At 40.7% G+C, this 13,750-nt stretch carries 9 protein-coding genes and 1 other RNA gene; all 10 read left to right on the top strand.

The genetic code is table 11. The features are described from left to right. Positions 1–8: 8 nt before the first annotated feature. The gene (gene aspS, locus RYO55_RS02240) at positions 9–1,814 is read left to right on the top strand and encodes an aspartate--tRNA ligase (protein WP_314983988.1); all 1,806 of its coding nucleotides are present in this window, start codon (positions 9–11) and stop codon (positions 1,812–1,814) included. A gap of 80 nt (positions 1,815–1,894) precedes the next feature. Then, a non-coding RNA gene (ssrS, locus tag RYO55_RS02235) (6S RNA) lies at positions 1,895–2,065 on the top strand. Between the two features lie 235 nt (positions 2,066–2,300). After that, positions 2,301–3,602, top strand: coding sequence for a replication-associated recombination protein A (locus RYO55_RS02230; RefSeq protein ID WP_302498294.1), 1,302 nt, complete (start codon positions 2,301–2,303; stop codon positions 3,600–3,602). 82 nt (positions 3,603–3,684) lie between these two features. Continuing rightward, positions 3,685–6,429, top strand: coding sequence for a DNA translocase FtsK 4TM domain-containing protein (locus RYO55_RS02225; protein ID WP_314983986.1), 2,745 nt, complete (start codon positions 3,685–3,687; stop codon positions 6,427–6,429). Between the two features lie 48 nt (positions 6,430–6,477). Beyond that, entirely contained in the window at positions 6,478–6,930 is a 453-nt protein-coding gene (locus tag RYO55_RS02220) for a helix-turn-helix transcriptional regulator (protein ID WP_004696413.1), read from the top strand. A gap of 39 nt (positions 6,931–6,969) precedes the next feature. After that, positions 6,970–8,910, top strand: coding sequence for a YgiQ family radical SAM protein (locus RYO55_RS02215; RefSeq protein ID WP_314983985.1), 1,941 nt, complete (start codon positions 6,970–6,972; stop codon positions 8,908–8,910). Positions 8,911–8,972: 62 nt separating this feature from the next. Beyond that, positions 8,973–10,010: an ABC transporter substrate-binding protein gene (locus RYO55_RS02210; protein ID WP_302498297.1), complete on the top strand. Its 1,038-nt coding sequence runs from the start codon at positions 8,973–8,975 to the stop codon at positions 10,008–10,010. Between the two features lie 59 nt (positions 10,011–10,069). After that, positions 10,070–11,416 carry a 30S ribosomal protein S12 methylthiotransferase RimO gene (gene rimO, locus RYO55_RS02205; RefSeq protein WP_287529395.1) on the top strand — a complete coding sequence of 449 codons (1,347 nt, stop codon included), beginning with the start codon at positions 10,070–10,072 and terminating at the stop codon, positions 11,414–11,416. A gap of 37 nt (positions 11,417–11,453) precedes the next feature. Then, positions 11,454–12,701, top strand: coding sequence for a competence/damage-inducible protein A (locus RYO55_RS02200; RefSeq protein WP_314983983.1), 1,248 nt, complete (start codon positions 11,454–11,456; stop codon positions 12,699–12,701). 4 nt (positions 12,702–12,705) lie between these two features. Next, complete coding sequence (recA, locus tag RYO55_RS02195; RefSeq protein WP_008601363.1) at positions 12,706–13,746, top strand: recombinase RecA; 1,041 nt, start codon at positions 12,706–12,708, stop codon at positions 13,744–13,746. Positions 13,747–13,750: the final 4 nt, after the last annotated feature.

Raw genomic sequence — 13,750 nt, 5'->3', positions numbered from 1 at the left:
CAATTAGAATGGAAACAATGCAAGGCTTACACCGTACGCACGGTTGTGGCACCATCTCTGAACAAGAGGTAGGTAAAGAGGTCGTATTATGTGGTTGGGTTGAACGCCGTCGTGACCATGGTGGTTTGATATTCTTAGATTTACGCGATCGTTCTGGCGTAGTACAAGTAGTGGCATCCCCAGATCATAATGTAGAATCTTTCCACAAAGCAGAGGATGTTCGTAATGAATATGTTCTTTGCGTACGTGGTAAAATTACAAAACGTGATGAAGCTGCTATCAATCCAAATCTTCCTACAGGTGCATATGAAATGTACTGTGAAGAGTTGCGCGTATTGAACTCCGCTAAAACTCCTCCATTCTATATCCAAGATGATATCGATGTAGATGAAAATATTCGTTTGAAATATCGTTACCTTGACTTGCGTCGTCCTGAAATGCAACGTAACTTGATTTTACGTCACAAGGTAACGAAAGCAATGCGCGACTTTTTTGATAACCGCGATTTCTTGGAAATTGAAACTCCAATGCTTACTAAATCTACGCCAGAGGGCGCTCGTGACTATCTAGTGCCTTCCCGTGTAAATGCTGGTACATTCTACGCATTGCCACAATCTCCACAAATCTTTAAACAAATCTTGATGGTTGCTGGTTATGAAAAATATTTCCAAATCGTTCGTTGCTTCCGGGATGAAGATTTGCGCGCAGACCGTCAACCTGAGTTCACTCAGCTCGATTTAGAAATGTCCTTCGTTGATGAAGAAGATATTTATGCATTGCTTGAAGAAATGATTGCTCATATATTTAAAACTGCATTAGGTAAAGAAATTTCTTTGCCTATGTCTCGTATTACATGGGATGAAGCAATGGATAAATACGGCTCTGATAAGCCGGATCTTCGTTTTGATATGGCGTTTACTGATGTAACTGATCTTGTAAAAGATACAGAATTCAAAGTCTTCCGCTCTGTTATCGACAATGGTGGCGTAGTTAAAGGTATCGTTGTGCCTGGTGACGCTGGCATTCCTCGCCGTGAACTTGATGACCTTGTTGAGTATGTAAACCGTTACGGCGCTAAAGGCCTTGCGTGGGCTTGCTTCAATGAAGATGGTTCTATTAAGTCTCAAATCATGAAGTTCTTAGGTGAAGATACAATCCGCAATATTGGTGAAAAAATGGGCGCTAAAGGTGGCGACCTTGTATTGATGATTGCTGATAAACCTGCAACTGTGGCACGTGCATTAGGCGAATTACGCCTTGAAATGGCACGCCGTATGAATATGATTGACCAGGATAAATTGGCATTCACATGGGTAACTGATTTCCCTATGTTCGAATATAACGAAGACGAAAAACGTTATGTTGCAATGCATCATCCGTTCACAATGCCACGCCATGCGGATCTTGATAAATTAGAATCCGATCCTGGCAGTGTAAAAGCGATTGCTTACGACATGGTATTGAATGGCGTAGAAATCGGTGGCGGTTCCTTGCGTATCTACCAAGCTGACGTACAAGAAAAAGTATTCAAAGCAATTGGTTTGTCTATTGAAGAAGCAAGATCTAAATTTGGCTTCATGCTTGATGCATTCCAATACGGTGCACCTCCTCATGCAGGCTGTGCATTTGGCCTTGATCGTCTTGTTATGTTGATGGCAAAACGTCAATCTATTCGCGACGTAATCGCATTCCCTAAAACTCAATCTGCTTCTGATATCATGAGCCAAGCTCCATCTGAAGTAGAACCTAAGCAATTAAAAGAGTTGCATATTAAACCAGATGTAGAAGAAGAACAAGAGCAATCTTTAGTGTAAAAACATAGGCAAGAATTGATTGAAATCGAAATGTCAAGACTTGTTAATTGCTAATCTTTCTGATACTATTTAAGTATAAGATATCCCTGCCATGTGCGTGTGATATCGCAGTTTTGAGCCAACACATTTACTTTGGGAGTCTGACTCTCGTCTGAACGTTACGCCCTTACGGGACAATTGCAGGATGAGGAGGACACCCACCTGCCCTTGCAGGATCAAAACGCGGTACATTACGGCATGGTGGGGCTTTTTTGCGTGTAAAAATAGACTGAAATATCATATACTATAAATATATCTTTTGTAAGAACTAAAATTTTTTATAGTCTTAAAAGTCCTAAATGTCATAAATGTCTTATAAATATTATTAGTGATACCAAGTTACTGACGTCATTGGGCTTTTATGACGAGTAAGACATTGTTTTTTGATTGAATAGTTATAGATATTAAAATACGATAGTTAAACTGGGTGCGAATTGAGGTGATAGAATGGATAGTTTATTTGATATGACACCTACAAATACATACGAGCCACTTCCTGTACGAATGCGTCCTACTAAACTGGATCATTTATATGGTCAAGAGAAGGCCATAGGGAAGGGGACTTTCTTGCGTGCTATGGTAGAGAAGGATACAATACCATCTATGCTTTTTTATGGGCCTTGTGGAACAGGTAAGACGACGTTAGCCGGAATCATAGCTAAGGTGAGCAATAGTCATTTTGTAAACCTGAATGCTACTAACGCTGGTATTGGTGAGTTGAGAACCATCATTGAAGACGCTCGTAAACGGGTTCGTTCTTTACAGCAACGAACAATTCTATTCCTCGATGAAATTCATCGCTTTAATAAAAGCCAACAAGATGTGTTGTTACCCTGTGTAGAGGATGGAACTATCATCCTTATTGGTGCTACTACAGAGAATCCGTTCTTTGAAGTTAATAGACCACTTTTGTCTCGTTTGCGTCTTATTACATTAGAAGCACTTACTCCAAAGGCTATCGGTCAAATTTTACGTCGCGCCATTACTGATGAAGAGGTAGGTCTTGGCAAGCGTCATCTGCAGGTAACCGATGAAGTTTTGGAAGATGTGGGGATTTTTGTCAATGGTGATGGACGTATGGCCCTCAATATTCTTGAACAAGCTGCAGCTATGGTTCCCGATGAGGGGACGATTACTATTGAGGTTCTCGAAAAGGTCGTAGGTCGTCGCATATATACATATGATAAAAAAGGTGATAGTCATTACGATACAATTTCAGCTTTTATTAAAAGTATGCGTGGCTCCGATGTACAAGCAACAGTACATTATTTAGCACGTATGATTGAAGCCGGAGAGGATCCTAACTTCATTGCTCGTCGTATTGTTATTTGTGCAGCAGAGGATGTAGGTCTTGCGGATCCACAAGCTCTCATACTCGCAAATGCAGCAGCTCAAGCGGCTCATATGGTAGGCTTTCCTGAGGCACGCATTATATTATCCGAAGCTGCGTGTTATGTTGCTCTCGCACCTAAAAGTAATTCTGCTTATGTAGCTATTGATGCTGCTATATCTGATGTGCGACATAAGGATTGTGGACAAGTACCTGATCATTTGAAAGATAGTCACTATAGCGGAGCTAGTAAATTAGGTCATGGGAAAGCTTATAAGTATGCTCATAACTATCCTAATGGGTATGTAAAACAGCAGTATTTACCAACGCCTCTAGTCGATGCTACCTACTATAAGGGCATAAAGAGAGGGACTGAGGAACAGTTACTTCACGACTGGGAGAAACGTCGTAAAAATTAACTTAATATTACGATATATGCTATAATATAATGATAAGTTAATTTACTGTAATGTTATATAAGTAAGGGGTTTGTATAGATTTATGGCAGAAGAAAATACTTCCACCAAAAGACGCAACACACGCCGTAAGCGAACAAGTACAAAACAGCAATCAAAGTCTCAAAGCTTTTCTTTGCGTAGCGAAGTGAAAGGCCTTATTGTCATTGCCTTTGCTGTGATTTCTTTTCTCGGCTTTTTCGGCTTTGAACTCGGCTTTGTAGGGCAGATTTTAACAGGTGTATTCCGTTATGGCTTTGGGCTAGGCGGTATCATTCCTTGTTTATGCGTTTTCTGGTTAGGTTGGAGATTATTATATAAGGATACATTTATTTCCATTACAAAACGAGGCGTTGTAATGACCTTGTTTTTCCTATTTTTGTTAGCTCTTGTTCCTTTGTGGCGCGTTCCTGAGGGGCAGGAACTCATTACTACACAACTAGCTAATCAAGGTGGTATCGTAGGCGGCGCGATTGCTACATTCCTTCGTACACTATTAGGCAACCTAGGGGCTATTATTCTTGATGTATTCTTACTCATAGCTTTTGGTCTTCTTGTGACACGTTTGTCTTTGCGCAGTGGATTACAAAAGGCTGCGGACAAAACGCAAGTTGGTCTAGATGTAGCTAAAGAGGTAGCTGCTGAGAAGGTCGCTGTTGCAAAAGAAGTTTTTGATGACTGGAATGAACAACGTAAAGAAGCGGCAGAACAGCGTAAAGCTTATAACAGGGAAAAAGACACACGCTTTGCTGACGCAGCAGATCAAGCATTAGATACATTGGAAAAACAAGGCATTGCTACTGGAAGAGATCTCTTTGACTCTAGCACGACTGTAGATGTTGATACTCTTGAAGATACAGTTACTACTGTGGAGTCGCCAAAACCTCCTACATCTTGGAAGGAATTGGCTGAGATAGAAGCACGTAATCGTGCGGCTGAGCAATTGGCTAATATTTCTGAAGCATCTGGTGATGCGAAGTCTTATGAAGCTGATGACTTTGAACAATTCTCTGATACGCATAGATCTACGAGTGATGATTATGTATATGTTCCTGATGAGGACTATGCATATACCCCAGATGAAGAGTATTCAGATGAGTTTGGAACTGCAGCAAGCTCTGATGACGAAGAACCAGAATTCTCCTATCAAAATACGACAATGGGACCACTGGAAACTAATCACGGTGCTATCGCTTCTGCTGTGCCAGGAACGGGTGCGGCTGCAAGTTCCGTAAGTGCTGGGGCCGGTATGTCCGGCATGGGTTTACAAGTACCATCTATTATTAGTACTACAGAAGATACGGCGCAAGTTGCTGTATCTAAAGATGGCCAAATTCATCGTTCCTATGATAGACCGTACCACTTCCCAAGCCTAGATATTTTGGCGAAAGGGAAGGGGAGTCAAAACAATGGTGAAGAAGTAGCGCAAAATGCGATGATGCTTGAACATGTATTGAGTGACTTTGGTATTACTGCAAAGGTTGTTAATGCTACACAAGGCCCAACTGTTACGCGTTATGAAATTGAACCTGCACCAGGCGTGAAAGTAAGTCGTATCGTTAATTTAACAGACGATATTGCTCTCAATTTGGCAGCGCAACATATTCGTATGGAGGCTCCGATTCCAGGAAAATCTGCCATCGGTATCGAGGTACCTAATAAAACGACAGAAGCCGTTCATTTACGTGATGTACTTGATTGTAGTGACTTTAAAGATGCTCGTGGTGGTATTCCTGTCGGTCTTGGTAAGGATATTGCAGGTAAACCTGTTATTACGGATCTTGCTAAGATGCCTCACTTGCTCGTAGCTGGTACGACTGGCTCTGGTAAATCCGTATGTGTAAATACATTGATTTCTAGTATTCTCTTTAGTCGCAAACCGGAAGAGGTTAAGTTATTATTAATCGACCCTAAGATGGTTGAATTGTCTATTTACAATGGAATTCCTCACTTGATGGCTCCAGTTGTAACGGATATGAAAAAAGCGGCAGCTGTATTGCGCTGGGCCGTTCGTGAAATGGAGGCTCGCTATAAGGCGTTTGCTACATCTGGTAAACGCGATATCAAGAGCTATAATGAAGCGCATCCTAAGGCTGCTATGCCGTTAATCGTGTTGATTATCGACGAGTTAGCTGACCTTATGATGACGGCTCCTGATGATATTGAAGAATCTATTAGTCGATTAGCACAAATGGCTCGTGCCGCAGGTATTCACATGGTTCTTGCTACACAGCGGCCATCTGTTAATGTTATTACTGGTTCTATTAAGGCCAATGTACCGAGCCGTATTTCCTTTGCTGTAGGTTCTCAAATTGATTCCCGTACTATTCTTGATATGGCAGGGGCAGAGAAACTATTGGGGAAAGGTGATATGTTATTTGCTCCAATTGGCGCGAATAAACCTATTCGTGTACAAGGGGCCTTCATTTCTGATGATGAGGTAGAAAAACTTGTAGAGTTTGTAAAAGCTCAACGAGAACCAGAATATGATAATACGGTAACTCAAGATGTGGAAAAGGAAGCTGAAAAAGAATCTTCTGATGCTAATGATGTTTACCGCGATGAATTATTAGAGCGAGCTGTTAATCTCGTTATGGAATCTGGTCAAGCTTCCGTATCGATGTTGCAACGTCGTTTCCGTATAGGTTATACCCGTGCGGCACGTCTTGTAGATACAATGGAAGACCTTAAAATCGTTGGCCCTAGCATGGGCAGTAAGGCTCGAGAAATTTTAATGAGCCCTGAACAAGCTAAGGCTAGATATTTCTCCGATTCTAATGATGAGCAATAATGAGCTAATTACTATATGAATATTACGTAGATTTAGAAAGGAACGAAAATGGCTGAATTAGGCGAGGAATTACGACGTGAACGGGTAAGACGTAATCTAACCTTTAAAGATGTGGAGCAAGTGCTACACATTAAAACAACCTATTTAGAAGCTATCGAAGATGGCAACTATGATATCATTCCTGGTCAAGTCTACGTAAAGGGCTTTATTCGAAACTATGGCAACTACTTAGACCTTGATGGGGATCGCTTGGTAAAAGTATATCAAGGACAAGTAGGTGACATAGATACTTTTTCCTTGCGTTCTGTTACGAGACGGAAGGCTCAAGCGACTCCTAATTTGGTACAAAGTGAGTTCGTTGAATACCAAACATCTAAAAAGCGTATGTCTTTAGAAACGCGTCAACGAAAACGTCAACGCTCTATTGTACAAGAACGCATTATTTTGGGGATTATTCTATTTTGTATGGCATTATTTTTACTATGGTTATTCCTTTTCTAATGCTTGATTAGGAAGGATAGAAAGGCATTTACACAGTCAATGGATAGATTTTTAGTAACAGAATCTTCGGATATGAAGGAACGTGGCTGGGCCGAATTAGATTTCGTTCTCATCAGTGGGGATGCTTATGTGGACCATCCGTCCTTTGCTCCTGCGGTTATTGGTAGATACTTAGAATCCAAAGGCTATCGTGTAGGCATTATAGATCAACCAGATTGGAATGATGTAGAGGCTTTCAAAAAACTAGGTAAACCGCGTCTAGCATCCCTTGTTACGGCAGGGAATCTAGACTCAATGCTCAATAAATTTACGGCAGCAAAGAAAATTCGTCGTCAAGATGATTATTCTCCAGGTGGTGAATCAGGTCATCGTCCAGATCGTGCTACCTTGGTATATGCTAACCGCATGAAGGAGGCTTACAATGATGTACCTCTTATTATCGGTGGTATAGAAGCGTCTTTGCGCCGCTTTGGTCATTATGATTATTGGTCAGATACGGTACGTCGTTCCATCTTAGTAGATTCCAAGGCAGATGTACTTGTCTATGGTATGGGAGAACTTCAAATCGTTGAACTAGCCGATGCCTTAGATCAAGGTCGATTTAAAGAGTCCTTGCCGTCTATACGCGGTATTTGCTACATGGCAAAGGAAATTCCAACCATCGACTATGTAGAGTGCCCATCCTATGAAGCTATTAAGGCGGATAAGATGGACTTTGCCGATGCATTCCGCATTCAATACGATGAACAAGATCCGTTCTATGGTCGTATTGTAGTCCAAAAACATGGTGATCGATATCTCATTCAGAACACACCTGCTTTACCATTGACGCAGGATGAAATGGATGGTGTCTATAACCTGCCATATATCCGAAAGTGGCATCCTAAATACGATGATAAGGGTGGTGTACCAGCGTTAAGCGAAGTTCAGTTTAGCCTTGTAAGCCAACGCGGCTGTTTTGGCAGTTGTTCTTTCTGTGCCATCACGAATCACCAAGGTCGTATTATCCAAAATCGTAGTCATGAGTCTTTGATTGACGAAGCACATAAGATGATCAAGATGGACAACTTTAAGGGGTATATTCATGATGTAGGGGGTCCTACAGCAAATTTCCGCCATCTGGCTTGTGATAAACAGGCTGTTTATGGTGCTTGTAAAGGGCGTACCTGTGCGGCTCCAGAGCCTTGTGAAAACTTGAATACAAATCACGATGATTATATTGCTTTACTGCGTAAACTACGTAAGCTAAAAGGTGTAAAAAAGGTATTTGTTCGTTCCGGTTTGCGCTATGACTATGTATTGGCCGATAACAATAAAGACTTTGTGCGGGAACTTTGTGAGTTTCACGTAAGTGGTCAGTTAAAGGTAGCCCCAGAACATGTATCTAAACGCGTTACCACTATGATGGGAAAAGCTGGTAAGGAAGAGTTTCTAACCTTTAAGTCTTGGTTTGAAGAGGCGAATAAAAAGCTTGGTAAGAAGCAATATTTAGTTCCGTACTTTATGAGCTCTCATCCAGGTTGTGCGTTAGAGGATGCTATTGAATTGGCGGAATTTTTACGAGACCACCATATGTACCCTGAGCAAGTACAGGATTTTATTCCTACACCGGGTAGTCTTTCTACTTGCATGTATTATACGGGCATTAATCCACTAGATGGAAAGCCTGTATATGTTGCTAAAAAGGGGCGAGATAAAGCAAAACAACGCGCTTTGATGCAGTTTAAAAATATTGAAAACTATGATCTTGTTAAAGAGGCTCTCATAGAAGCCAATCGACGTGATTTAATTGGCTTTGGCGCGGAATGCTTAATTCCACCGCGCCCAATTAGTGGAAATTCTAAGCGTATTAGCCAATCTAGTAAATTCCGTAATGGCAAACGAGATTGCGAACCTAGGAATCAATGCCGTACTGCCAAAAGGCGTAGTAGAGATGTGACTAAAGTTCGTACATCTAATAAAAGTTTTGGTGGTCGTTAAACCTAGAGAGTAGCTCTAGCTACTCTCATTTTAAGATACTTTATGTCTTATGGGAGGCATATATGAAACGATGGATTGCTCCGAGCATCTTAGCATTATTTGTGGTAGGAATGTTGATTTATGGTATAAACTTTTACCAACAAGAACAAATAGAACAGGCCAAAGAGCCTATTCGTGGTGAAATTATAGTCTATACGGACTTACCTAATGCTTTGACAGCTATGCTTGCTGAGCGTTATGAAGAGGAACAAAAGGTAAAAGTTACTGTAATGCCTCTTACAGAGGAACAAATGTCGCTACGGTCGGCTTCTACCGTGGCTGATACTTCTGGTGATTTGGTGCTAACTTCTGAAGATAATCTCGTAGTTGGTGCCAATGCAGGTAAATATATGCCCATCGTCAATGAACGTATTGACGAGGTACGTGATAATCTAAAGGATCCAAATGGCTATTGGGTTGGTCTCTGGTACGATCCAATCGTATTTGTTCAGAATGATACCTTCCATAATGGCATTGGTAAATATATTACTACATGGGAAACATTGGGAAAACAAGGTGATTGGTCTATCGTTATGACTGATTTTGTAGCATCTCAGAATGCGGCCAATTTGCTATACAATATGGTAGAGTACAAAGGGGAACCAGAGGCTCTTGAATACTTGTATAGTTTGAAGCCCCATGTGGTTCAACATGCTAAATTTTTGTCTACTCCAATACGCTTAACTGCGCTAGGGGAGACAAATATTGGTATTGGTAACTTGTCTGATGCGGCACAATATAGTCATCATGGGTATCCAATTAAGATTATTTATCCTAAAGATGGTACGTCTTATTATGTGACTGGTGCTGCCGTTTTAAAAAATTCAAAACATAAAGCAGATAGTGTAGAGTTTATTAATTGGTTACTATCTTCTAAAACGGCGAAATATATGGTAGAAAAGAATTTTACCTATATATTTACTAATCCTGAGATGGATGAGCCAAAAGATTCTATAGGGCATGATTTAGTGTTATGGCCTGTGAATGGTGGTTATACCCTAGAAGGTAAAAAGTTATTGTTAAATCATTGGGTTAGCCAGGTACGATTCCGTAAGGACTAAGTCAGTTGTATAAATCTAAGAAATAAATAAAAAAGAATCTAGTGACGAAAGGATATGGAATGGGGAAAAAATTAGGATATGTTAGCCTAGGTTGTGCTAAAAATTTAGTAGATACAGAGGTAATGTTAGGATTATTGCGAGATAATGGCTATTCAATTACAGAGGACCTAAGCGAAGCAGATCTTATCGTTGTAAATACCTGTACTTTTATTGAGAAAGCTAAGGCTGAGTCTATTAATACTATCCTTGAGGTTGCTCAATATAAGGAAGATGGTGCTTGTAAGGGCCTTATCGTAGCAGGTTGTCTTAGCCAACAATATCAGGATGAATTATTTCAAGAAATTCCTGAAATTGATGCATTAATCGGTACCGGTGCATGGGATCAAGTTATGGTGGCCGTTGATGCTATTGAGCACGGCAATCGCAGTTGTATCATGGAAAATATTACGAATATCTATGATGAGCGCATGCCTCGTATTCAAACCACACCTCGTTATAGTGCATATGTTAAAATTGCAGAAGGCTGTAATAACGGGTGTACATTCTGTATTATTCCAAAGGTACGCGGTGCATTCCGTAGTCGGACTATCGAGTCTATCAAGGCTGAAGTGGAACGATTGTCAGCGACAGGGGTTAAGGAAGTTGTCCTTATCGCTCAAGATACAACTAGCTATGGCATCGACCTTAATGATGGTAAACCATTGTTGACTACATTGTTAAAAGAATTAACAACTGTAGAGGGCATAGAATGGATTCGCATGCTATACCTATATCCGACATTCTTCTCTGATGAATTGTTAGATATTATCGTTAATGAGCCAAAGCTTTGTAAATATGTAGATATTCCATTGCAACATGTTAATAACGATATCTTGAAACAAATGAATCGCCGAGACGATCGCAATGATATTGAACGCTTACTTAAGAAGATTAGAAATGCACCGACTCATATTACATTGCGCACCTCTATCATCGTTGGATTTCCTGGTGAAACAGATGAACAATTTGAGGAACTTTGTGACTTTGTAAAAGAAATCAAATTTGATAACATGGGCGTATTTACATATTCTCAAGAGGCTGGCACACCAGCGGGTGCTCGTGAAGACCAAATACCAGAAGAGGTCAAAGAAGAGCGTTATCACGTTCTTATGTCCATCCAAGCTGCTATTTCTGAAGAGAACAATCGCGATTTAGAAGGTACCATTGATTATGCGATGGTAGAGGAAATCGAAGAAGGCGAGAATAACACATTGCTTGCAAAAGGTCGATTGAAATCTCAAGCACCTGATGTAGATGGTAATATGTACATTGAAGACTGCGGTGAAGACATTCAACCTGGTGATATTCTTAAGGTGCAAGTAGAGCAAGGCTTTGCTTATGATGTAGTAGCTACGGTTGTAGAATAATACACAGTTCGATACATTCGATTGTGGAGGTGATCTGATGATTGTAGAACTTATTTCTACAGGCTCAGAATTATTGCTAGGTGATACAGTAAATACGAATGTATCATGGCTAGCACAAGAGTTAAATAAATTAGGATATACCATTGCCCATCAATCAGTGGTAGGTGATAATCCGAAACGAATGGCTGAAGTCTTTCAGCTCGCTAGTACAAGGGCTGATATCGTTATTAGTACTGGTGGGTTAGGACCTACGCAGGGTGATATTACACGTAATGTACTTGCCGATTCAATTGGCAGACCTATTGTGTTTAATCAAGAGGCCATGAATGAGCTTGAACGGTTTTTTAAAAGTGTAAACCGTACTATACCTGATGCGAGTCGGCGAGAGGCACAATTACCAGAAGGGGCGAAGGTATTATATAACCCTGTTGGAGTTGCACCAGGTGTAGTCGTTGAAGATGGTGACACTACATACATACTTCTGCCTGGACCTCCTGGAGAAATGAAGGGAATGTTTCAAGAGAGCGTAGTTCCTTATTTAAATGGTCGATTTGGTTCTCAAGGTGTTGTTACATCTTATCGTTATGGTGTATATGATATTCGTGAAATTGATTTAGAAAGAACCTTGATGGATCTCATTAAGAAGCAATCTAATCCGACGATCGCTTTGCTCATTAAAAAGGGCTACATTGAGGTTCGTATCACTGCTAAGGCTGAAACATTAGAAGCGGCGCAAGAACTACTTAATCCTTGGGATGCAATCATACGAGAGCGTTTAGGTTCTCGCGTAGGACGCGACTTAACGATTTCTATGGAGGAAACATTAGGTCGTACCTTGCTAAAGGAACACAGCACTATTAGTACTGCTGAATCTTGTACATCAGGATTGGTTGGCAAGCTTCTTACTAATGTCAGTGGTAGTAGTGAGTACTATATGGGCGGTGTCATCTCGTATAGTAATGATGTGAAACATCGTGTTTTAGGTGTACCACAAGATATGCTAGATGCGTATGGTGCTGTTAGTGAGCAAGTGGCTAAGGCTATGGCAGAGGGGGCACGAATTGTTGGTCAAACAACATATGCTGTTTCTACGACAGGCATAGCTGGTCCTGGAGGCGGTACGCTAGAAAAGCCTGTTGGTCTTGTTTGGTTTGGTGTTACTGGTCCACATGGTACGGTAGCCCATAAAGCTAATTTAATTGGCAATCGAGAAGATATTAGACAAAGTGCAGCAGAGCTAGCACTTTACTATGTTTATACTTATATAACAGAAAAGGGGAAATAAAATAATGGCTGTAGATGGTAGACAAGCAGCGTTGGATAACGCATTAAAACAAATTGAAAAAGATTTTGGTAAAGGTGCTATTATGCGTCTTGGTGAGGCGGCAGATCGCATGAATGTAGAGGTGATTTCCTCTGGTTCTCTAGCTATCGATATTGCTGTTGGTGTAGGTGGTTTTCCTCGTGGTCGTGTAATTGAAATCTATGGTCCAGAATCTTCTGGTAAAACAACAGTAGCTCTTCACGCGGTAGCAGAAGCTCAAAAACAAGGTGGCATTGCAGCATTTATTGATGCGGAGCATGCGATGGATCCTGTATATGCTCGCAATTTGGGTGTAGATATCAATAATTTGTTAATTTCTCAACCAGATAATGGAGAACAAGCTCTTGAAATTACAGAAGCCCTTGTTCGCAGTGGTGCAGTAGATATTGTTGTAGTTGACTCCGTAGCAGCATTGGTACCTAAAGCGGAAATTGATGGTGAAATGGGTGACGCTCATGTAGGTTTACAAGCTCGTTTGATGAGTAAAGCCTTGCGTAAATTGACTGGTATCATCAGTAAATCCAAAACAGTTGTTATCTTCATCAACCAATTGCGTGAAAAAGTAGGTGTTATGTTTGGTAATCCTGAAACAACAACTGGTGGTCGTGCGTTGAAATTCTATTCTTCTGTGCGTCTTGATGTTCGTAAAGGGGAATTGATCAAAGCAAATAACGAAAATGTTGGTGCTCGCACAAAAGTCAAAGTTGTTAAAAATAAGGTGGCACCTCCATTTAAGACCGCTGAATTTGATTTGATGTATGGCGAAGGTATTTCTAAAACTGGCACACTTATTGATATTGGTACAAATATGGAAATTATTAATAAATCTGGTGCTTGGTATTCTTATAATGGGGAACGTATGGGCCAAGGTAAGGAAGCGGCTAAACAATACTTGCTAGACAATCCACAAATAGCCGATGAAATCGATCGTATTATTCGCGATACATTGGCTGTTGGCACTGAAGAAATCGATGTAATCGGTGAAGAAGTAACTGAAGAAGTATAAAATC

The organism is uncultured Veillonella sp., assembly GCF_963551295.1.
Classification (GTDB): domain Bacteria; phylum Bacillota; class Negativicutes; order Veillonellales; family Veillonellaceae; genus Veillonella.
Note: the sequence above shows the minus strand (reverse complement) of the source record. Positions and strands in the feature narration are given on the sequence as shown.

Coding starts and splice junctions, on each gene's coding strand:
- RYO55_RS02230 (WP_302498294.1), top strand. CDS start 2,301: ATGGATAGTTTATTTGATATGACACCTACAAATACATACGAGCCACTT.
- recA (WP_008601363.1), top strand. CDS start 12,706: ATGGCTGTAGATGGTAGACAAGCAGCGTTGGATAACGCATTAAAACAA.
- RYO55_RS02215 (WP_314983985.1), top strand. CDS start 6,970: ATGGATAGATTTTTAGTAACAGAATCTTCGGATATGAAGGAACGTGGC.
- RYO55_RS02225 (WP_314983986.1), top strand. CDS start 3,685: ATGGCAGAAGAAAATACTTCCACCAAAAGACGCAACACACGCCGTAAG.
- RYO55_RS02210 (WP_302498297.1), top strand. CDS start 8,973: ATGAAACGATGGATTGCTCCGAGCATCTTAGCATTATTTGTGGTAGGA.
- aspS (WP_314983988.1), top strand. CDS start 9: ATGGAAACAATGCAAGGCTTACACCGTACGCACGGTTGTGGCACCATC.
- RYO55_RS02220 (WP_004696413.1), top strand. CDS start 6,478: ATGGCTGAATTAGGCGAGGAATTACGACGTGAACGGGTAAGACGTAAT.
- rimO (WP_287529395.1), top strand. CDS start 10,070: ATGGGGAAAAAATTAGGATATGTTAGCCTAGGTTGTGCTAAAAATTTA.
- RYO55_RS02200 (WP_314983983.1), top strand. CDS start 11,454: ATGATTGTAGAACTTATTTCTACAGGCTCAGAATTATTGCTAGGTGAT.